The organism is Barnesiella sp. CU968, from assembly GCF_905219685.1.
Classification (GTDB): Bacteria; Bacteroidota; Bacteroidia; order Bacteroidales; family Muribaculaceae; genus Lepagella; species Lepagella muris_A.
The window spans coordinates 1-19,686 of the sequence record NZ_CAJMXD010000013.1 but is presented as its reverse complement, the minus strand read 5'-3'; the positions used below and the strand labels follow the sequence as shown (position 1 = coordinate 19,686).

The 19,686-nt window shown below is 48.3% G+C and carries 22 protein-coding genes and 1 pseudogene; 9 read left to right on the top strand and 14 right to left on the bottom strand.

The window, feature by feature from the left end; all coding sequences use genetic code 11:
• The 3 genes and pseudogenes from JX312_RS01250 to prfB form a co-directional block, all read left to right on the top strand.
• Positions 1-452 (top strand): annotated as a pseudogene (locus tag JX312_RS01250) (endonuclease/exonuclease/phosphatase family protein); the annotation flags it as partial.
• A 223-nt stretch (positions 453-675) separates the two neighbouring features.
• On the top strand, positions 676-2,493 hold the full coding sequence (locus JX312_RS01245) for a long-chain fatty acid--CoA ligase (RefSeq protein WP_204456669.1): 1,818 nt from the start codon (positions 676-678) through the stop codon (positions 2,491-2,493).
• Complete coding sequence (gene prfB, locus JX312_RS01240; RefSeq protein WP_204456667.1) at positions 2,490-3,605, top strand: peptide chain release factor 2; 1,116 nt, start codon at positions 2,490-2,492, stop codon at positions 3,603-3,605. Before JX312_RS01245 ends, prfB begins: the two co-directional genes overlap by 4 nt.
• Positions 3,606-3,632: 27 nt before the next feature.
• Here prfB and JX312_RS01235 read toward each other — a convergent pair whose 3' ends face one another.
• From JX312_RS01235 to ribF, 10 genes are all read right to left on the bottom strand, one after another.
• Entirely contained in the window at positions 3,633-4,679 is a 1,047-nt protein-coding gene (locus JX312_RS01235) for a glycosyltransferase family 9 protein (protein WP_124030020.1), read from the bottom strand.
• Positions 4,663-5,274 (bottom strand): DUF4254 domain-containing protein, encoded by a 612-nt coding sequence (locus JX312_RS01230; RefSeq protein ID WP_123404445.1) that lies wholly within the window; start codon positions 5,272-5,274, stop codon positions 4,663-4,665. The genes JX312_RS01235 and JX312_RS01230 overlap by 17 nt, the downstream gene beginning before the upstream one ends.
• A 585-nt stretch (positions 5,275-5,859) precedes the next feature.
• On the bottom strand, positions 5,860-6,384 hold the full coding sequence (ribH, locus tag JX312_RS01225) for a 6,7-dimethyl-8-ribityllumazine synthase (RefSeq protein ID WP_204456665.1): 525 nt from the start codon (positions 6,382-6,384) through the stop codon (positions 5,860-5,862).
• A gap of 8 nt (positions 6,385-6,392) precedes the next feature.
• Positions 6,393-7,271 (bottom strand): hypothetical protein, encoded by an 879-nt coding sequence (locus JX312_RS01220; RefSeq protein ID WP_123404441.1) that lies wholly within the window; start codon positions 7,269-7,271, stop codon positions 6,393-6,395.
• Between the two features lie 40 nt (positions 7,272-7,311).
• Positions 7,312-7,926 carry an SIS domain-containing protein gene (locus JX312_RS01215; protein ID WP_123404439.1) on the bottom strand — a complete coding sequence of 205 codons (615 nt, stop codon included), beginning with the start codon at positions 7,924-7,926 and terminating at the stop codon, positions 7,312-7,314.
• Positions 7,923-8,360, bottom strand: coding sequence for a thioesterase family protein (locus JX312_RS01210; protein ID WP_204456664.1), 438 nt, complete (start codon positions 8,358-8,360; stop codon positions 7,923-7,925). The genes JX312_RS01215 and JX312_RS01210 overlap by 4 nt, the downstream gene beginning before the upstream one ends.
• 30 nt (positions 8,361-8,390) lie before the next feature.
• Positions 8,391-8,684 carry a DUF721 domain-containing protein gene (locus tag JX312_RS01205; protein ID WP_172469357.1) on the bottom strand — a complete coding sequence of 98 codons (294 nt, stop codon included), beginning with the start codon at positions 8,682-8,684 and terminating at the stop codon, positions 8,391-8,393.
• Positions 8,671-9,879: a DNA replication/repair protein RecF gene (locus JX312_RS01200; protein WP_204456662.1), complete on the bottom strand. Its 1,209-nt coding sequence runs from the start codon at positions 9,877-9,879 to the stop codon at positions 8,671-8,673. Before JX312_RS01200 ends, JX312_RS01205 begins: the two co-directional genes overlap by 14 nt.
• Complete coding sequence (gene upp / locus JX312_RS01195) at positions 9,812-10,468, bottom strand: uracil phosphoribosyltransferase (RefSeq protein ID WP_123404532.1); 657 nt, start codon at positions 10,466-10,468, stop codon at positions 9,812-9,814. Before upp ends, JX312_RS01200 begins: the two co-directional genes overlap by 68 nt.
• Before the next feature lie 76 nt (positions 10,469-10,544).
• Positions 10,545-11,444, bottom strand: coding sequence for a riboflavin biosynthesis protein RibF (gene ribF / locus JX312_RS01190; RefSeq protein ID WP_123404431.1), 900 nt, complete (start codon positions 11,442-11,444; stop codon positions 10,545-10,547).
• A gap of 171 nt (positions 11,445-11,615) precedes the next feature.
• On the opposite strand from ribF, the gene pfkA reads away from it, so the two are divergent.
• Positions 11,616-12,596, top strand: a complete 981-nt coding sequence (gene pfkA / locus JX312_RS01185) for a 6-phosphofructokinase (protein ID WP_123404530.1) — start codon at positions 11,616-11,618, stop codon at positions 12,594-12,596.
• 207 nt (positions 12,597-12,803) lie between these two features.
• Here the strand turns inward: pfkA and JX312_RS01180 are convergent, their stop codons facing one another.
• The 3 genes from JX312_RS01180 to JX312_RS01170 form a co-directional block, all read right to left on the bottom strand.
• A complete protein-coding gene (locus JX312_RS01180) occupies positions 12,804-13,292 on the bottom strand; it encodes a 3'-5' exonuclease (RefSeq protein WP_128707331.1) in 489 nt (162 codons plus the stop codon).
• Between the two features lie 2 nt (positions 13,293-13,294).
• A complete protein-coding gene (locus JX312_RS01175; protein WP_123404427.1) occupies positions 13,295-14,197 on the bottom strand; it encodes a YafY family protein in 903 nt (300 codons plus the stop codon).
• A gap of 160 nt (positions 14,198-14,357) precedes the next feature.
• Positions 14,358-15,695, bottom strand: a complete 1,338-nt coding sequence (locus JX312_RS01170) for an RtcB family protein (RefSeq protein WP_239653759.1) — start codon at positions 15,693-15,695, stop codon at positions 14,358-14,360.
• 274 nt (positions 15,696-15,969) lie between these two features.
• Here JX312_RS01170 and JX312_RS01165 point away from each other — a divergent pair, with 274 nt between their 5' ends.
• The 5 genes from JX312_RS01165 (at position 15,970) to prfH (ending at position 19,492) form a co-directional block, all read left to right on the top strand.
• On the top strand, positions 15,970-16,491 hold the full coding sequence (locus tag JX312_RS01165; RefSeq protein ID WP_204456660.1) for a hypothetical protein: 522 nt from the start codon (positions 15,970-15,972) through the stop codon (positions 16,489-16,491).
• Positions 16,491-17,093, top strand: a complete 603-nt coding sequence (locus JX312_RS01160) for a metallophosphoesterase (RefSeq protein WP_123404422.1) — start codon at positions 16,491-16,493, stop codon at positions 17,091-17,093. The genes JX312_RS01165 and JX312_RS01160 overlap by 1 nt, the downstream gene beginning before the upstream one ends.
• On the top strand, positions 17,086-17,385 hold the full coding sequence (locus tag JX312_RS01155) for a hypothetical protein (protein ID WP_123404420.1): 300 nt from the start codon (positions 17,086-17,088) through the stop codon (positions 17,383-17,385). The genes JX312_RS01160 and JX312_RS01155 overlap by 8 nt, the downstream gene beginning before the upstream one ends.
• A 305-nt stretch (positions 17,386-17,690) precedes the next feature.
• Positions 17,691-18,890: an RtcB family protein gene (locus tag JX312_RS01150; RefSeq protein WP_128707333.1), complete on the top strand. Its 1,200-nt coding sequence runs from the start codon at positions 17,691-17,693 to the stop codon at positions 18,888-18,890.
• Complete coding sequence (gene prfH / locus JX312_RS01145) at positions 18,887-19,492, top strand: peptide chain release factor H (protein WP_123404416.1); 606 nt, start codon at positions 18,887-18,889, stop codon at positions 19,490-19,492. The genes JX312_RS01150 and prfH overlap by 4 nt, the downstream gene beginning before the upstream one ends.
• Here prfH and JX312_RS01140 read toward each other — a convergent pair.
• On the bottom strand, positions 19,487-19,686 hold a 200-nt coding region (locus tag JX312_RS01140), incomplete at its 5' end, for a hypothetical protein (RefSeq protein WP_204456659.1). The genes prfH and JX312_RS01140 overlap by 6 nt on opposite strands.

Below are 19,686 nucleotides of genomic sequence, written 5' to 3'. Positions count from 1 at the left end.
GTTATGAAATCCTGATGGGAGGTGATTTCAACGAACCCTCGTTCAAGGACTGGATTCAGGAGACGGCGCAGATGTTTGACCATAATGGTTTTGCCGTTGAGTGGTCCGTGACGAAACTGCTTGATGATAATGGTTTTACGGACATGTGGAGGGCGCTCTATCCAGATCCGGTTAAGAATCCCGGTATCACTTATCCCTCTGATGTGCCTACGCTACCGGCTGAAAAGATCTGTTGGGCGCCTAATGCCGATGACCGTGACCGGATAGACTTCATCTTCGGCAGCCGGAGAGTGAAGCCTCTTGAGGCTGTAATTGTCGGTCCGCGTGCATCCATGTGCCGGACCGAGAGAACTGAGGAAACTTCAGCCGACAGCATTGCCACTCCTGCCGGCACATGGTTCTCCGACCACAAAGGCATCTTTGCGAAATTCGTTATTTCCGATTATTTTTAAACAAGCTCTTAGTCTCAGGCAGCCGTTGCGATCAACAGCTGCTCCCAAGATACCTTTGTCGCAGAACTCAATCGAGGAGTTTTGCATAGATTCAAGGATGAAGCCCGTGCGTAGTTTTGGGGTATAGGTTTGGCGGTTGGGGGGAATTTTGTTAATTTTGCAGTGAACTATGTGGAACGGCTGTACCGTTTTAGAAGAGTAATCACACAGTTCGTGTAAACCAATGGCAAATAAACTGGTTGAAATAGTAGCCAAGAATGCGCTGAAGCTAAAGGGACGAGAAGCCTACCGCTTCTGCTGGCGCAAGGATGGTGAATGGCTTTCGACTCCCTGGGAGGAGTTTGCCGTCCAGGTGGATGTGGCAGCGAAATCGCTGGCGATGCTTGGACTTTTAGAGAAAGATACGATAGCCATCTGCTCTCCCAATACCCCGCAGATATTGATAACGGAGTTGGGAGCGTTCAAGAATCGTCTCGCGTCTATTCCTATATATTCGAGTAGTTCGCAGACCCAATATGATTTCATAGTTTCCGATGGGGGTGCTTCTGTCCTTTTTGTGGGCGACAGTCATCAGTATCCTCTTGCATATAATCATTGGAAATCCCATCCCGATAAAATACGGAAAATCGTCATCTTCAAGAACGATGGTCTTGATTTGAGGGAAGACGATACGGTCTCTATTTTCTGGGACGACTTTGTGCGTCTCGGCATGAACGCCACGGAAGAGACAGCCCGAGAGGTAGAAAGGCGGGCATCCGGCGGTCTGCCGGAAGATATGGCTACGCTGATATATACTTCAGGCACGACCGGCGAACCCAAAGGGGTGGTCATAACCCATGGCAATTATGATGCGGCTATTGAGATGCATCTCGAGATGCTGACAACAATCAGCGATGATGACCTTTCAATGGCGTTCCTCCCGATGTCTCACATCCTCGAGAAAGCATGGTGCTTCTTCTGTATTTCGCGCGGACTCGCAGTTGCGGTCAATTATGATCCCCGCCTGATTCAGGACACTATCCATGAGGTGCATCCCAATCTTATGTGCTGTGTGCCGAGGTTCTGGGAGAAGGTATATGCCGGTGTCAAGGAGAAGATCGCGGCGATGAGTCCGATGCAGAGGACTTTGGTGAACCGCGCGATAAGCGTGGGACGCAGACGTAATCTCCACTACAGAAGGCGTGGCAAGAGGGCGCCTTGGTATGTCGAGAAGGAGTATAAGTTCTGGGATAAACGCATATTCTCCAAACTGAAGGGTGCTATAGGCATTCCGAATCCGAATTTCTTCCCTACTGCGGGAGCGCCACTGAGCGACCGTATCTGTGAATTCATGCATTCAGTGGGAATCGACATAATAATCGGCTACGGTCTTAGCGAGACCACAGCCACAGTAAGCTGCTTTCCTGAAACAGATTACGAGATCGGAACAGTTGGCTTGCCCTTGCCGGGTGTGAAAGTGCGGATAGACGATAACGGCGAGATTCTGGTAAAGGCACCCACCGTGACTCCCGGATATTACAATAATCCGGAAGCGAATGCAAAAGCCTTTACGGAAGACGGGTATTTCCGCACAGGTGATGCGGGACATTTCACGCCATCAGGCGCGCTTGTGCTCACCGAACGTGTAAAAGACCTTTTCAAGACTTCGAACGGCAAGTACATAGCCCCGCAGATGCTGGAGAGCCGTCTTGCCGAAAACAAATACATAGACGAAGTGGCTGTGATCGGAGACAAACGGAAATATGTCACGGCTCTTGTGGTGCCTAACCTGTCGCAATTGCGGAGATGGGCGGAGAAGGAAGGTATGCAGACCACTGACAGTGTGGCGTTGTGTGCCGATCCGCGCACCGTGGCGTTCATAATGTCGGAGATAAAACCGGTGCAGGCGGATCTTGCGGAATTCGAGAAGATAAAAAAGATAACTCTCCTACCGCATCATTTCTCGATAATGAACGGAGAGGTGACCAACACCATGAAGGTAAGACGCCCCATCGTAAATGAACGCTATGCGGCAGAGATTGAAAAAATGTATAACGAATGATAACACTCGAACAACTTAAAGACGCTGAAGAGCGCACTGCCGCGCTCAAAAGGTATCTTGACATAGATTCAAAAAGAATCGAAGTCGAGGAGGAGGAATTGCGCACGCATGTCGCTGACTTCTGGGACGACAGGGATAAGGCTGAGGCTCAGATGCGCAAGATCAAGGAGCTTCATTTCTGGATTGATTCCTNCACCGCGCTTGAAAAGCAGGTGGAGGAACTTCAGCTCGCCTTTGATTTTGTGAAGGAGGAACTCGTGACGGAGCAGGAAGTAGACCAGCAGTATGAGGCTGTGGTCAAGGAACTCGAACGTCTTGAACTCCGCAATATGCTGCGGCGCGAGGAAGACAAGCTCGGCGTGGTGCTCAAAATCAACTCCGGTGCCGGCGGCACAGAGAGTCAGGACTGGGCGCAGATGCTGATGCGCCTGTATCTGCGTTATGCGGAACGTCACGGCTATAAGACATCCATCGCCCAGATCCTCGATGGTGACGAGGCGGGAATCAAGTCTGTTACTATTAATGTGGAAGGTGATTATGCCTATGGCTTCCTCAAGAGCGAGAACGGAGTGCACCGTCTCGTGCGTGTAAGTCCATATAACGCTCAGGGAAAGCGTATGACTTCTTTTGCCTCTGTATTTGTAACCCCTCTTGTAGACGATACAATAGAGGTGAATGTGGAGACGGCACGCATATCCTGGGATACCTTCCGTTCCGGAGGAGCCGGAGGTCAGAATGTCAACAAGGTGGAATCGGGAGTGCGTCTGCGTTATCAGTATAAAGACCCATACACGGGAGAGGAGGAGGAGATCCTTATCGAGAATACCGAGACCCGTGACCAGCCGAAGAATAAGGAGAACGCGATGCGTCAGCTGCGTTCAATCCTTTATGANAAGGAGTTGCAGCACCGCATGGAGGAGCAGGCAAAAGTTGAGGCAGGCAAAAAGAAAATCGAATGGGGTAGCCAGATACGCAGTTACGTCTTTGATGACCGCCGTGTGAAAGATCATCGCACCAACTATCAGACATCCGATGTGAACGGTGTGATGGATGGTGAGATAGATGAGTTCATAAAGGCGTATCTCATGGAATTCGCCGGTTCCGAATCCTGATGATACAGGTTTCGGAGCGGACAGCATTCATATAGACAGCCTCTGGATAATCATCTGGGGAGAGATGCCCCGGAGACAGTGATAATCGCCGCGCATGCAAGGTTTGTTACCGAATACCGAGCATGGGCGGCATGTCATATCCAGCTGCACGGCGTCTGCGGGGTTTTGTCGCCAGCCGAGAAAGCCGGTGTAAGGGTGCGTGGCTCCCCATACACTTACCGTGCGCAGACATACGAGAGAGGCGAGATGCATGTTGGCGGAATCCATCGAGAGCATCGCATCGCAATGGCTCAGCAAAGACAACTCGGCACCAATGCCGAGCGATGCAGAGGCAATGTTGACGATGTCGGGGAATTTCCCGGAAAGCGCGGATATCTGCTTCTCTTCCTCTTTTCCGAATCCGAAAACAAATATCTTTGTGTCCGGGCGGACGGCAAAATGCTCAGCAACCTTCTCTACCAGTTCAAACGGATAGATTTTACCTTTGTGTTTTGCAAAAGGTGCGATGGCAAGCCAGTATTCACCCTCTTTTTTGGGCGGACTTACTTCCATGAATTCGAGAGGATTCCCTTTCCCTTCGCCATAAAGAGAGCGGAATGTGTCGGCGAGAGTGATTCCTGCAATGCTGAAAACCTCTTCGTATCGTTTCGGAGTCGGTTTGAGTTGAATAAGCATCTTGCGGTTGGGACGCGTCAGATTGCGTTTCTCGGCACGTCCCTTGTCGATATGCCGGCACTTCACGCCGCTCATCATAAGAAATTTCCTCAACAGCTTGGTGCGCAATACATCATGAAGATCCACATATGTGTCAATATGGAATCTTGACCTCAATGTGCGCGCGAGTCTCCATATTCCTGCCACACCTTTGTAATTGTCAAGGTCAATGCCTATCACGCTGAGGTTTTCGGGTTTGTTTATGAATACCTGTGCAGGATGACTACGGGTCAGAAAATAGAAGTTATCGTGCGGGTTGGCATAACACGCGTTGTAGACCGATGGCAGCGTCATCGCCACATCGCCCAAAGCCGAGAAACGGCTGATGAGAATATTTCGTGATTTATTTTTTCTTTGCATAAAGCACCGGATTTGTCGCCGGGTCATTGTATAGTTTCATCTGACGGTATACTTTCATATATTTCCGTCCGGCATTGATGTCTTCAAGCAGAGTGTCTATTGCAGCTGTCAGATCTTCGCGTTGTTCCAAAAGGACCGCGAGTTTCGCACGGCTCTTGGCGAGATGCTCTTCGGATGCATCGGTGCGTTCAGCCTGCTCGCGCATGTGCCAGATCTTCAATGCGAGAATTGACAGACGGTCAAGCGCCCATGCCGGTGATTCTGTGTTGATGGTTGCGTCTTCACGAGGCGTTACATCCTTATACTTATCTCTGAACCAGGTGTCGATATCCTCCACCATGTCGGTGCGGACCTGATTCGAGCGGTCTATGCGGCGTTTCAGGGCAACTGCCTCTACGGGATCTATCTCGGGATCGCGGATGATGTCTTCAAGATGCCACTGCACTGCGTCCACCCAGTTTTTATTGTAGAATATGGCTTCGAGCGTTCCTTCTTCATATGGATTCATGCACGGAGCGTCTACGTTGTCGGTCTTATGATAGTCGGCAACGCTGCGGTCGAATATTTCGTTGGCGGTTTTTGTGTTATTTTTCATGGGTTGTAACAGATAAAAACTTTCGATTCTCAAAAATAAGCAAAAATTCGGAAATATAAAAACGAAAAACGGCAAATTCCTGAAACTTCACGACAGGGTATGGCCAGGGTATGGCGACAAGCCGCAAGTAGATTGCGGACTCTAAAGAAAAAATCTCCTCGCATCTCACGATGTGAAGAGATTTTCCTGCCTTAGTTTCCGGAACAAAGGCGTCTCAGGTCAGTGCAATGACCGCGCGCGGACGCTCCGGATTTCGGGCAGACGATAGAAATTACTAATGTATATAACCCAAAATTTAGACAATTATGTTTTTCGCCAAGGCATAGTTTAAGGCTTGTTGAAACATATCTAAGTCATGAAAAAAAGTGTCTTTATGATTGGCTACAGTGTAATTGATTATTATTTGATTTCAATTCGCGTTTACGGGATGTCTGGTTCAAGATTCATTATGATGGCATGCATTTCCCTGTGTTTGTAATGCATAAACGACAAAATCGGTTGCGATATTGCAACCGATTTTGTTAAAACGTATTGTAAAAATGTTAAATTTTCGCAGATGAACGTGTCGCGCCGACAGGGTCTCTTTTATTCGCGGAATGGTGCGAAACGCAGTCCGGCGGCTCGCGAGTGGAGGTTTGCCATTTCAATGGCGGCTACGGCTGCTTCCGAGCCTTTGTTGCCGAGATTTCCTCCCGCACGGTCGAGAGCCTGCTGCAGATTTTCCACTGTCAGCACTCCGAATATGACCGGCGTGCGCCCTTTGGCATTAAGCTCGGCTGACGCCTGGGCAACAATCTGGCATACATAGTCGAAATGGGGGGTATCGCCGCGGATTACGCATCCTATGATAATGATTGCCGAAAGGTCGGGCATTGAAGTCAGTGCCATACCTGCGGCATTGGCAAGCTCAACAGTGCCGGGCACATCCTCGATGAAAAGGTTTTTATCTTCAACTCCTGCCTTGTGGAGCACTTCGATGGCACCGTCGCGCAGGGCATGTGTTACTTCCGGATTCCATTTTGACGTGAATATGGCGCATTTGAATCCCTCTGCATCAATGATGCGCGGAATCTCAAGTTCCGCGCCGTTGGTGTTCAGTATGGTTGACATTTATACGATCAGATGTTTTCTGTTTTGTCCTTCTTTATTCTGGATATGCGGCTTTTCGCCTCTTTCTGCACTTTATGCAGAAACGCTTTCCAACCAGTCTCGTTGCGGTTGTCGGTATCGATTATCTCGATCAGTGCGAGTATGTCTTCTTCAAGCTCTATTGTCTCAAGGGCTATGGCATGAGGCAGCACAGCCTCAAGAAGGCGTCTTGCGCGAGGGCGCATCTGATTGAGACGCATCATTATCTTTGCCATCTCGATGGTCATCTTCACTTCGCGGCGTGTGACTTTGCCGGCGCGTTTTTTCGACAGCTTGATTGCTTCGGAATAGAACTTGAGTGCCGCGCGGTAGTCGCCGGTGGATGCGAGAAGCTCGCCGACATTGCGTAGAGACTCGATAAGCCTGTCGGTGGCAGCGCTTACGCCTGCGTTTACTTTGTCATAAAGGACTCCGGCGTTGATCTGCTGCTTTACGAGAAGCTCCATTGTCTTTTTGCGAGAGCGGAGTATTCTGGTCGAGAGTTCCATTGCGAGGATATGATATTTGCCGAAGCGTTCGGCATCTTCTTTGATAAGGTTCTCAAGCACCTTGAAAAGCACATCGAGTTCTTTTTCGCTTTGCTTATAATCTTTCAGCTGGAAATGAATCTCGGAAAGATCAAACAGCAGCCCGACGAGGAGCGCTCTGAATTCGTGGTCGCTGTAGCTTGAGAAACCGCGTAATGTTCTCAAACCTTCCACGATACGCTCCATGGAGTCAATATAGCGGTTTTCAGATGCAAGACTTTCTGCTGTCTTGCGGCACGTGATCACAGCTTCCGCTATCTCGCGGTCTCCCGATTTCTTGTCAACCTTTTTGAGGTCAACGGGTATCTCTATCATTATCATATCCTTATTCTGAATTTATTGCCTTTGTGGCATTTTTTCCTTATGGCTTTATGGCTTCTCTCGATTTATGACCCAGATATCCGCCGTGGTGACGTTTGGCATAATCCTCCGTAGAAAATCCGATAGCTTTCATTGTGGATACAACCAGAACGTCGCCGATTACGGTCATCATAGTGGTGGAGGTCGTTGGAGTCAGTCCGAGCGGACAGACCTCAGGCGCGCCTCCGGTCCATAATGTGACATCGCCTGTCTGCGCCAGAATGCTGTCGGCATCTCCTGTTATAACGATTATCGGTATCTCAGGGTTCAAGACTCTTGCAAGTTCTATGAGTTCAAGGATTTCCCTGGTCTTTCCGGAATTGCTGAGAAGCAGAAGCAGGTCATGGCGTTGTATCACACCGAGGTCGCCGTGCTGGGCTTCGGACGGGTGCATGAATACTGACGGAGTGCCTGTGGAACTGAAGGTAGTGGATATGTTCATGGCTATCTGCCCGGCTTTGCCCATGCCAGATGTGATCAGCTTGCCGCCACGGCGGTTCACATGTTCCACTATCAGTTCTACGGCGCGGTCGTAGGCGTCGCTGACCGGGATGTCGAGAATTGCCTGAGCCTCTTTCCTGAGGATCGAGAGCATATCGTTTTGTATGGTTGTCATTTTGTCATTGATTTTTCGAGTGCGTCACGCCAGTGTGCCGGCATGGGGATAGATTGCTGAGTGGCAGGGTCAAAGCATACCATGACAGTCTCACATGCGGATTTGATTTCTCCCGAATCCTTGAGAGCGATGACCTGCATGAGCTTGAAGCTGCGGTCCGATATGAATTCGCAACGGGTGTGCACGACTACTTTCTCTCCGAAGAAAATCGGGGCTATATAGCAGCAGTCAACATTGGCTATCACTGTCTCCACCTTGCTCCATTCTATGGCCCGGTCAAGGATGTTGCTGAAGAACCATGCCTTCCCGGTGTCGTAGAAGGAAAGGTATATGGTGTTGTTGACGTGTCCGAGTACGTCGACGTCCCTGAAACGTATCTGAAGGTCTGTCTGGTATCTGAATTCCGACAGAGGCGGTATATTATGCGGATTCATTGTCCTGTTTTGAAATTATTGTCATTTCTTTTACCCGACAAATCTAATTTCGGAAATCACATTCTTTCCGAGTTTGCCGTTTATGCATTTTATAATGGAGGTGCGGTTCATGGTCAATTCATGACGCAACGGAGGGGAGGAGACAGAAATCGTCATGACTCCGAGTTTCACCGCCGGCGGTCCGCAAAGACGCGCTATGTGGTCTCCCACAACAGGTTTCCACAGCCCGATTGCCTTTTGCTCATCGAGTCTTGCCGTCATGTTGCACTCCTGGATGGTGAGCCGGAGCACATCTCCTATGGATTGAACTTCATTTCTTCTCATTCTGACAGATAAGATTGAAATTTCCGTCTGCGACCTCAAACATTCGGCTCTCCCCTTGGAGAGATGCGATGGTCTCGTCGAGGTGCTCGCGGTTGGTGTCGGTAATGAAAATTTGTCTGAAATTCCCGCCGGTGCTCACAAGTTCCATTATTCTTCTTACTCTTTCCGAATCAAGTTTGTCGAAAATGTCATCAAGGAGAAGCACCGGTGTGACACCGCTTCTCTCCTTGAGATAGTCGAATATGGCGAGACGTAATGCAACGGTGTATGATTTCACCTGTCCCTGGCTTCCAAGCCGACGCATGGAATATTCGCCCAGACCTGTGTCGAGATCATCTCTGTGAATCCCGCGCGATGTATATCCTAAAGCGAGATCCCGGCTCCTGTCTTCATTGAAGACCTGGAGAGGAGTCTTGTCGTTGAGCACACTCTTGTATTTCATAGATGCGGTTTCGGCATCCCCGGAAATCATTGAATAATACTTCCGGAACACGGGCGAGATTTCCTCCGTCCATTCTCTGCGCGTGGCGTGGATTGAGAGAGCGGTTTCCGAAAGCTGTGCTTCGATAGCCTCAAACAGCAACTGGTCCGAAAGTCCGGCACGCAGCATACGGTTGCGTGATTCCAGCGATTTGTTGTAGCGTATCAGCTGAGCCAGATATGTCCGGTCTGCCTGAGAGATGACCATATCCATCAGTTTGCGGCGCACTTCCGCCGCGCCGGTCACCAGCTCGCTGTCGGAAGGAGTGACTGTGACCACTGGGAATCTGCCGATATGCTCCGAAATACGGTCATATTCCTTTCCGTTGCGTTTGAGAGTTTTACCCTTTCCGCGCACAATGCCGCAGCTAACCTCTTCGGAAGCCCCGGTATCCATAGAATATTGCCCTTTGACCATCAGCATCTCTTCTCCGTGAAGAATCAGTGCGCTTTCCGGAATAGAACTCATGGGACGGCACATGCCAAGGAAATAAATGGCTTCGAGAAGGTTGCTTTTCCCCATGCCGTTTTTCCCCAGCAGACAATTCACCCCATCGCAGAAATCGAGTCTTGCGTCGCGGATATTCTTGAAATTCAATATGTCGATATGCTCAAGAATCAAGGCTCTTTCAATTATTATTCTTTTATTATTCTTTGGTTCCGAAAGCGAGATCACCGGCATCTCCGAGACCCGGCACGATATATGAATGCGCATTGACCTCTTCATCGATGTCTCCGCACCATAAAGTGGTCTTTTCTGCCGGGAAACGGTCGCAGATATATTTCACACTCTGGCGTGAGGCGATCACTGAAGCGATATGTATGCGGGCGGGTTCTCCCTTGGAGAGGAGAGCGCGATAGGCAAGTTCCATCGAGCTGCCTGTCGCCAGCATCGGGTCGACAAGAAGCAGGGTCTTTCCCTCGATTGACGGAGAGGCGAGATATTCGATAAGCACATCGAAGGTGTCACCCTTCTCTTTATATTTTCTGTATGCGCTGACGAACGCATTCTCGGCTCTGTCGAAATAATTAAGAAAGCCGTGATGGAACGGAAGTCCGGCCCGGAGGATAGTGGCGAGCACTATATTATCTGACGGTTCGCGGCATACAGACATGCCGAGCGGAGTCTGCACCTCAGTGTTCTTATAGTTGAGGCGTTTTGAAATCTCGTAAGCCATGATTTCACCTATCCTGTCGAGATTGGTGCGGAACCGTAGCGGGTCTTTCTGGATATTGATGTCGCGTAGCTCCAGCATGTAACGGTTTACGATACTCGGAGTGTCCGCGAAATTGATAACTTCTATCTCTGCCATTATGTTTGATTTTATAAATCAGACAAAGATAACAAACAAATCTGACTAAATCAAATTTTTGCACAAATCATATGTTTTGTGCATCGGTTATGTCGTTTGCAATTCCGGCTTTAAGTTCGGATATGTCGCCGAATTTTTTTTCATCGCGAAGGCGACGGAGGAATTCGAGTCTAAGTTCGCTGTCGTAGAGGTTGCCGGAGAAGCCTGTCAGATGGGCTTCGGTTGTGAGTGGAAGTCCCTGGCTTATGGTCGGGGCTGTGCCGATATTCACTACGGCGCGGTAGCGGCTGCCGTCGCTCAGAATGGCGTCTGCCGCATATACGCCGGGTGCCGGAAGGAGCAGCGATGCATCAGTCTTTATGTTGGCGGTGGGAAAGCCGAGACTGCGTCCGAGTTCACGCCCGTGTGTTACAATGCCGCTGATTGAGAAACGCCTGCCAAGCATCCGTGCCGCCGCTACTGTGTCGCCTTCGGCGAGTGCACGGCGGATGTTTGTGGAACTGACTCCTTTCACAACAGGTGCCTCCATAACTTCTATGCCGTATTCTTTCCCGATTTCTTCATATTCGCTGATACTCATTGATATGCCGTCGGATCCGAATGTGTTGTCATATCCGGCAATAAGAAGTTTTGTATTATATTCTGTGGCAAGTCGTTCAAACCATTGTCTCACGGTCAATTTCCGTAATGATTCGTTAAACTCGATCACTATTACTTCCACACCTGTTTTACGCAGGCATTTTTCACGCTCTTCCGGTGTCTCGAGCAGCAGTGGCGCTCTCTCAGGCGCGACTACGGCAAGCGGGTGAGGTTCGAATGTTATTACCGTAGGAAGCAGACCTTTGGGTTTGCTTTGCTCAGACAGATATTCAACCACTTTGCGGTGTCCGAGATGGACACCGTCGAATGTGCCGACAGTTACGGCGCGAGGACCGGCGGCGGAGATGCCGGATATATTATGCATCATGTAGACTTCTTAAAACTTTTTTTGTCAATCAGCGGTGCAAATTTAATAAATAATGACTACTTTTGCGGAAAGATTGTTGTAAAAATGAAGTTTATAGGGTATTACTGGAATTTCAAGCAGGATACACCGGCTTCATAAGGTATAATGAAAGAGCTTCTAAGAATCAGGATTATGAATAAGATTAAATCTATAGGTATCCTTACCTCCGGAGGTGACGCTCCCGGAATGAACGCGGCTGTAAGGGCAGTCACCCGTGCCGCGATTTTCGCAGGTTTTAAAGTGTTTGGAATCTATCGCGGATATCGCGGACTTATCTACGATGAGATTGAGGAGTTTTCCACGCAGAATGTTTCCAATATCATACAGCGCGGAGGCACTATCCTCAAGACAGCCCGTTGCAAGGAGTTTCAGACAGAAGAGGGGCGTCAGTGCGCCTATGATGTGATGAAGCGTCGCGGCATCGATGCTCTTGTGGTGATCGGTGGAGACGGTTCACTTACCGGTGCGCGTATATTTGCCAACGAGTTCTCAATTCCTATCATAGGCCTGCCCGGCACGATAGACAATGACCTTTACGGCACCGACACTACTATCGGTTATGACACTGCACTCAACACGATTATGGAATGTGTCGACAAGATACGCGATACAGCGACTTCCCACGAACGTCTTTTCTTTATCGAGGTGATGGGACGCGATGCCGGTTTCCTTGCGCTCAACGGTGCGATTGCGTCGGGCGCGGAGGCTGCCATCATTCCCGAGATCTCGACTCAGGTAGACCAGCTTTCTGAACTTATCAAGAATGGCTTCCGCAAATCAAAGAACTCATCGATTGTGCTTGTTGCCGAGTCTCCTATCACCGGAGGTGCGATGGGTCTTGCGCAGCGTGTAAAAGAGGAATATCCTGAGTATGATGTGCGTGTCTCGATTCTCGGACACCTTCAGCGTGGCGGCTCCCCCACGGCTCACGACCGTATCCTCGCCTCACGCATGGGTGCAGCCGCTGTAGATGCGTTGCTCGATGACCAGCGCAATGTGATGATCGGCATCAAGAACGACGAGATCACATATGTGCCTTTCACCAAGGCAATCAAGAACGACAAACCGATAAATCAAGATCTTCTCTCCACATTAAGAAGACTTTCCATTTAATCTGCGTATACCCAGACAGATGACAAAAGATAGACTATCTGACAATGAAGTGTCCCCCCACGAATTTGGACAGGCTAAACATTGTCAGGTGATTGAAAGAGTTCGGTATTGTACCGGACTCTTTCCTTTTGACCGTGATTTATCCTTTTGTCCCAATGAATGATTTATAGTGCGTACCTTAAAATTTGGTTTTTGGGGGAGCGAGCTTTAAAGTAATTTCAACGCTATGGCGGCACAAGCCTCGGCATCACAAAGCGCATGATGGTGGTTTTCCATTTCATAACCACAGGCGGCTGCCGAGAGGTGGAGCTGGTGGCTGGGTATGTCAAGACAGCGGCGTGAAGCTGCAAGTGTGCAATGAAATTCGTAACCGGGATATTCCATGCCATATTCCTCAAATACAGCCTTTAAGCAGCTTTCGTCAAAAGGTCGGTTGTGGGCTACGAGAGGCAACCCTTTGATTTTATCTGCCACCTGTGCCCATACTTCAGGGAATGTCGGTTGCCCGTCGGTGTCACGACGGGTTATGCCGTGAACTTTAGTTGTCCAATATGTATAGTAGTTGGGGGCAGGCTGAATAAGACTGTAAAATTTGTCAACAATCTCACCGCCACGGACAATCACAATGCCGACGCTGCATACGCTGGAACGTCTGCCATTGGCTGTCTCAAAATCTATTGCTACAAAATCCTGCATCTTCAGTCGTTCTTATAAAGTTCATACATATCCGAAATCCAGCCTTTCATCTCTTTGCGGAGTGATGCCGGACTGATCACTTCCATCATCGAACCGACATGGAGCAACTTCATTATGAAATCGTAGGTCGGCGAGAGATACAATTCAAAATCGGCATATTCACCGTAATCCTCAATAAGTCGCTGACTATGATGAAGAGGGAGTGATTTCAGGTAATGTTTATGGTCTTCGTTGGCTCGGATCACTATTCTCTCAGGCTTGACATCGTATCCGATAACCACACCGAATTTAGTCGCGAAATACTCTGTAGCATCAAAATCTTTCGGCAACTTGAACAGGGTGTCTGTCGGTTCTACGCTCTCCAGACGGTCAAGACCGTAAATTTTTATCTCATCGCGGTTGTTGCGGCCAAGCACGTACCAGCGGTTATCAAACAGTTTCACACAATACGGTTCAATGGGGAAACTGTAACCATGCTCCTTCTTGAACGGGCGGTATGCAATATTCACTACCCGGTTCTCCTTCATCGCATCCAGGATGGTGGTCAGATGATGACGCCCTGACGGAATTTCATCAATCAATATACGACCTTTCAATGAGAGGTTTTCGCCGATTATATTGCCGATGGCAAATGAGTCGAGCATCCACTTTTTGAGCTTGTCCTCGTCAATATCCTCGGGATTGGAGATATAGTAAAGATAACCGCCGACTTTCTGGCAGTCAATCATGATTCCGAACTGCTCGTAGATCGCGTCACGCCAGCGGTTGAATGTGGCACGGTGAAGTTCGCGTCCGTCACTGAAATCTTTGTTGCGTGACCAGCGGTCGGAAAGATCCTTGTGTGAAATCTTCCCGGCACGGCGGATTGTGTCAATCAGCCAAGTGTATTTTTGCAGTTGGTTCATATCTGTTTGAGTTTTGTACCGCAAAGATAATCAAATCCTGCCGCATTCTGCGATACAGGATTAAGATTGAAGTCAAAATACATCCTTCTTCAAAGTCCATGCCCGCATCGCGCCCTCTTCATTGATATCAAAGATTACGGTCTGAAGTTGCTGCAATTTTTCATTTTGACGCCTTGAAATTAAAGATCGGACGGATGATAGTGTCGATGTTGACTGTTTCGCCGATGTTGGCAATGATTTCCACTGCCGGTTTATAGACCATCGGCGACTCGTCGCGGGTAAAGTCGTTGACCGACTCCGAATAGATACCCTTCATGGATGCCTTGAAGTCTTCCAGCGTGATTTTATCGTATGCCTGAGTGCGGCTCAAAACACGTCCTGCACCATGAGGAGCCGACCGGTTCCAGTCAGGATTACCCTTGCCGGTACAAAGCAGCGACCCGTCGCGCATATTAAGAGGAATGATGCATCGTTCCCCTTCTGCGGCTGAGATGGCGCCTTTGCGGATGATGTTCTCATCGCTGATGTAATTGTGTATAGATTCAAATTCCTCCTTTACGTCCACGCCGGGGAAGAACCGCATGAGCAAGAGCGATATGAGTTTGCGGTTAAGAACTGCCCATCGCTGGCAGAGACGCATATCGTGGAGATAGCGCTCGCGCCCTTCGCCCTCGACATAGCAAAGAGCGGCTGGAAGATTCGGTTCTGCTTCTTGGTGCTCCTTACGCATCTTCTTAATCACGCTCTGCAACTCCGACCGACGACCTGCCGCCTTGTATTCCTCTATGGTGCGTTTGATTGTGTCTTCAAACTCATCGGCTCCGTCGGTAAGGTGCTTTACTGCCTTTGCCTGATAGATGTCGGCTACCTGCTTGCCGAGGTTTCGAGAACCTGTATGTATCACAAGGTAAACATTGCCCTCATCGTCCTTGTCGAGCTCGATGAAATGGTTGCCGCCGCCGAGCGAACCGATAGCCTTGTTGATGCGCCCCGAGTCTTTAATCTCACGGTAGCAGTAAAGTTCGGTCACGAGTTGCTTTGCCTCCCGATAGATATCCATTTCTTCACCGACAAGTGGCTTGAAACCGAAACGGTCTTCTCGCACGATCATACCCGAAGGCACGTTACCACGGATATGCTCGTGGAATGCGTGAAAGTCTATATCAGAGAGTTTGCCAAGATTGAGAATGCGCATACCGCAGCCTATGTCAACGCCCACTATATTGGGAATTACCTTGTCACCAAGGTTTCCTGTGAATCCGATGACACACCCGGCACCGGCGTGTACGTCTGGCATGATGCGTATCTTCTTGTCAGAAAATACGTCAATCGAAAGCAGTTCCTTGATCTGTTCCAAGGCGGTCTCCTCGATGTTGTCCGTAAATATCTTTACGTCATGTCCTTCTATTGCGATTGGTATTGATGGCTTTGCCACTGCGCACAGGCTTTCAGCCGACATGCGCTTCAATCCCACTCGCGAATCTTCAAGTGTATTCATATTCTGATGTTTTTAATATTTCGATGCAAAGATAGATTGCCGCTGCGCAGCCATTCTGCGCAATAAAAAGTAATCAATAAATTCTTTCATGAGCGCAAAATTACACCAGTGGTGACGCATTATGCAAAATCCTTCTTCGTATTAAAGACGAGTACCAACACTAAAATATAAGTATGAAACACTAAGTATTTTTGCAACGAATTCGCGGATGTAGTATCGAAAACTGAGACATCTTTACGTTAACTTTGCCGGGAGTAACAACTATATATAGATTATGAGTAAGACAATGATACTTGCAATCGGTGGCGCCGGTTGCAATATGGCAGAAACTATTATGCGCCTTGCCAATGCGCATTGGGTCAAGGAGGCTGCATATCTTTTTGCAGATTCCGATATGGAACGCCTTTCAAAACTGCGCAAAAAAGGATTTGAAACGTTGAGCCTTCAATGTGAGTCCGACTTATTCCCGACAGAGAAACTTAGAGGAGTAGAAAAGCTTTACATCCTTGCCGGTCTCGGAGGTATGACAGGCGGCAAATTCGCAGAGATTGCAGCAAAGTCTGCAAAATCAGATGGTGTTGGCAATGTTGCGTTAATCGTAACTCTGCCATTCGTTTTCGAGGGCTCAGGTAAATCGGCAAAGGCAACTGAGGCACTTAAATCTCTTTCGGATTTACCTGTCAAGGTTCTCAATAACGAGGAACTTACAGAACGTTATCCGGATATTAACTTCATAAACGCCTTTGAATACTCCGATAAGGAAGCACTCAGCGCAATCGAATCAGGACTTCTTTAATGAAAATACTACATCTTTCCGACACTCACAACTGCCACCACCGGCTCCGGGATTTGCCTGATGCCGATGTGGTGGTACATTCAGGAGACTTCTGCATGGTAGGGACCGAACAGGAAGCCATGGATTTCCTCAACTGGTTTTGTGACTTGCCATACAAACACAAAATCTTTATATGTGGCAACCATGATGATTGCCTCTATGATGCCAACATTGACGGACTACCTGACAACGTACATCAACTCTCCAACTCGGGAATTGAAATTGATGGTGTCAAGTTTTATGGTGTTCCGATGTTTCTGGAAGATTGTATAACCGAGCGTCAGAGTCGCAACTATGCTAAAATCCCCGGTGATACTGACGTTTTGATTACTCATTCACCGGCATACGGCATACTTGATTATGACGACGGCATCAACTACGGATCAGAAGAGATACTCAAGAAGTTATCCGACCTTCACCTCAAAGCACATCTATTCGGTCATCTCCACGCCCGACACGGAATCTTAGAACAAAACGGCATCACATTCTCCAATGGTGCAATTATGAACGCTGATTACACTGTTCCCAACACTCCAAATCTAATAACCCTCGACAATGCCTAAAAGAAGAAGACGCCAGCCCGGAAAATACAAGCCGAAAGAACCCTTGAAGCCGAATTTCACCGGAACCAAACCGCTAACTCTCTTTCAAGCGGAAAATGGTCTGTGGGGAGCAAAGGACGGAGACGGCAACATTGAAATCGAACCTGTCTATCGGAGAGTTGAGCAGACTCAAGAACAAAAGTCGTGTCATGAGGTACATCTCGCTTCTAAAGATACCGTCTTGTCTGTCACGCCTGATGATTGGGATATTGTTGTGTGGCTTTCGTCAGAATTCTTTGAAAAGGATGACTAAGCGAACGTCATTCTACCGGGTTTTCATAGTGTCGGGCGATGATGTTAAGAGCTTGTTCCTTAAAATTTAGGTATCGCAGGGGCAATTTCGAAATTTTAAGGAACGCGCCTGAATGGTCATGAAGACACTTTCTATGGCTGATATTCATAAGTAAGTATTGAGAATTAGTTTATAATAGGCTAATTTCCAACGTTTGTTTACAAGAATTGTTCTGTTGAGAGGCATGACAGATTTTTTTACAAAAAAATAACAAATTTTCCAATAGTGCGCAAATCAGTTGCGCATTCGTGTCTCAACTTTGCGGCATGATTATAAATGGAAAAGCAACATCGGTTGAGATATTCACCGATAACATAGAGCAGTCGGCTCTCGACTGGATAACCGAACTATGCGACCATCCGGCAATGGAGGGTGTGCCTATCGTGCAAATGCCCGATGTCCACGCCGGGAACTCATGTAATGTCGGCACCGCCTATCCGATAGGAATCTATGTGAATCCTGACCATGTCGGGGTTGACATAGGTTGCACAATTTCGATGCACCGCCTTTCTTGTGGAGTCAATCCTGACGACTTTCCGCTGCTCGATCACCGCATCCGCGAGACTATCCCAACGGGTAAGGAGATTTGCCCGAAGAACTCACTCAATGAAAAAGAATTGTTTCGTTTTCTGAACTCGCAATATCAGAAAGCCCGCTCGGTTGCTCCATACCTTATCAACGAAGCTCCTCGCATAGATGCACGTTTCATCACAGACTTCTGCCACCGCATCAAACTTCAGGAAGGGATGTTCTACAAAAGCATCGGCACACTCGGTGGCGGAAATCACTTTATCGAGTATGGCGAAGACATCGAGTCGGGCGACGGATGGCTGACAATACACTGTGGGTCTCGAAATCTTGGAGTCAAAGTAGCCAATCACTGGCGTAATATTGCGCAGAATCCTAAACGTGCCAAATACATCGGTTATCTTTGGGGCGATGCTTTGCGGGGTTATCTCTCGGATATGATAATCGCTCAGACTTACGCACTCTATAATCATCAGATAATCCGTGACCGCATATTCGTTATTCTCAAAAAGCTGTGTAAGGCTAAATGTCTCGAATCCATCTTCACTACCCATAATTATATATCCGTAACAGATGAGGTGCCAATGTTAAGAAAGGGCGCAATCGACGCCTCTGAGGGGCGTAAAGTGGCAATTCCGTTCAATATGCGCGACGGTATCGCCATCTGTATAGGAAATGGAAATGAGCAGTGGCTCAACACTGCGCCGCATGGAGCCGGACGCATCATGAGCCGTGCCCAAGCCAAGAAACAAATATCACTGAGCGAATTTCAGACTTCAATGACCGGCATCTACTCATCATCTGTCTGCACCGCAACACTTGATGAATCTCCGATGGCATACAAACCAACTGGCGAGATACTCGAACTTATCCGTCCGACAGTCGAGGTCGTGGCAATGATAAAACCAAAACTCAACATTAAAGATAACGTAGAATGAAACACTATATACAAATCACTGCCGGTCGAGGTCCGGTTGAATGTGCAAGAGCTGTCACACTCGTTGCCCGCGAACTGCTAAAGGCAATCCCCAATCTGGAACTTACAGATAGCGAACCTCACAATCAGGTGGACGGCTGCTTCATGTCAATGACATTCACTACGGCGGAACCAATACCTCTGTCGATTGTAAATGACTGGCAAGGCACGATACTTTGGCGGTCAACAAAGAATCCATATCGTCCCGGGCACAAACGCAGCAACTGGTTTGTCGGCATCAACTTCTTTGATGAAGTGGAACTGCCGCATATTGATGAGTCGGAAATCACTTATGAAACCTGTCGGTCAGGTGGAAAAGGTGGTCAGAATGTCAACAAGGTCGAAACCGCAGTGCGAGCAACTCATACCCCAACCGGACTATCAGTAAAATGCTCTGATGAACGTTCCCAATCGCAGAACAAGACTCTTGCAAGAGAACGGCTCCTGTTGAAGTTCCATAAGCAAAACGACAAAGCCGTAGCCGATTCGCAAACGCGTCAATGGAGCAATCACGACAGTCTTGAACGTGGCAATCCCGTCAAAAAGTTTTCAGGACCATTATAAATCCGCTATTAAAAGCTGATGCTCATCGATATAATAAAGTTCTGAGTATATAATGAAGTTCTGGCGAAGTAATAATAGAGAAAGAGTCTGTCTGACATTTGTCATACAGACTCTTTCTGTGGGCGAAGATGGATTCGAACCACCGAAGGTATAAACCAGCAGATTTACAGTCTGCCCCATTTGGCCACTCTGGT

What these genes read in the sequence shown, in the direction of transcription:
- JX312_RS01160 (WP_123404422.1), top strand. Translation starts at nt 16,491, where the DNA reads ATGAAAATACTACATCTTTCCGACACTCACAACTGCCACCACCGGCTC.
- JX312_RS01215 (WP_123404439.1), bottom strand. Translation starts at nt 7,926, where the DNA reads ATGACAACCATACAAAACGATATGCTCTCGATCCTCAGGAAAGAGGCT.
- pfkA (WP_123404530.1), top strand. Translation starts at nt 11,616, where the DNA reads ATGAATAAGATTAAATCTATAGGTATCCTTACCTCCGGAGGTGACGCT.
- JX312_RS01150 (WP_128707333.1), top strand. Translation starts at nt 17,691, where the DNA reads ATGATTATAAATGGAAAAGCAACATCGGTTGAGATATTCACCGATAAC.
- JX312_RS01230 (WP_123404445.1), bottom strand. Translation starts at nt 5,274, where the DNA reads ATGAAAAATAACACAAAAACCGCCAACGAAATATTCGACCGCAGCGTT.
- JX312_RS01155 (WP_123404420.1), top strand. Translation starts at nt 17,086, where the DNA reads ATGCCTAAAAGAAGAAGACGCCAGCCCGGAAAATACAAGCCGAAAGAA.
- JX312_RS01200 (WP_204456662.1), bottom strand. Translation starts at nt 9,879, where the DNA reads ATGCGCATTCATATATCGTGCCGGGTCTCGGAGATGCCGGTGATCTCG.
- JX312_RS01165 (WP_204456660.1), top strand. Translation starts at nt 15,970, where the DNA reads ATGAGTAAGACAATGATACTTGCAATCGGTGGCGCCGGTTGCAATATG.
- JX312_RS01175 (WP_123404427.1), bottom strand. Translation starts at nt 14,197, where the DNA reads ATGAACCAACTGCAAAAATACACTTGGCTGATTGACACAATCCGCCGT.
- ribF (WP_123404431.1), bottom strand. Translation starts at nt 11,444, where the DNA reads ATGATGCATAATATATCCGGCATCTCCGCCGCCGGTCCTCGCGCCGTA.
- JX312_RS01205 (WP_172469357.1), bottom strand. Translation starts at nt 8,684, where the DNA reads ATGAGAAGAAATGAAGTTCAATCCATAGGAGATGTGCTCCGGCTCACC.
- prfH (WP_123404416.1), top strand. Translation starts at nt 18,887, where the DNA reads ATGAAACACTATATACAAATCACTGCCGGTCGAGGTCCGGTTGAATGT.
- JX312_RS01235 (WP_124030020.1), bottom strand. Translation starts at nt 4,679, where the DNA reads ATGCAAAGAAAAAATAAATCACGAAATATTCTCATCAGCCGTTTCTCG.
- ribH (WP_204456665.1), bottom strand. Translation starts at nt 6,384, where the DNA reads ATGTCAACCATACTGAACACCAACGGCGCGGAACTTGAGATTCCGCGC.
- JX312_RS01170 (WP_239653759.1), bottom strand. Translation starts at nt 15,695, where the DNA reads ATGAATACACTTGAAGATTCGCGAGTGGGATTGAAGCGCATGTCGGCT.
- JX312_RS01220 (WP_123404441.1), bottom strand. Translation starts at nt 7,271, where the DNA reads ATGATAATGATAGAGATACCCGTTGACCTCAAAAAGGTTGACAAGAAA.
- JX312_RS01245 (WP_204456669.1), top strand. Translation starts at nt 676, where the DNA reads ATGGCAAATAAACTGGTTGAAATAGTAGCCAAGAATGCGCTGAAGCTA.
- JX312_RS01210 (WP_204456664.1), bottom strand. Translation starts at nt 8,360, where the DNA reads ATGAATCCGCATAATATACCGCCTCTGTCGGAATTCAGATACCAGACA.
- JX312_RS01180 (WP_128707331.1), bottom strand. Translation starts at nt 13,292, where the DNA reads ATGCAGGATTTTGTAGCAATAGATTTTGAGACAGCCAATGGCAGACGT.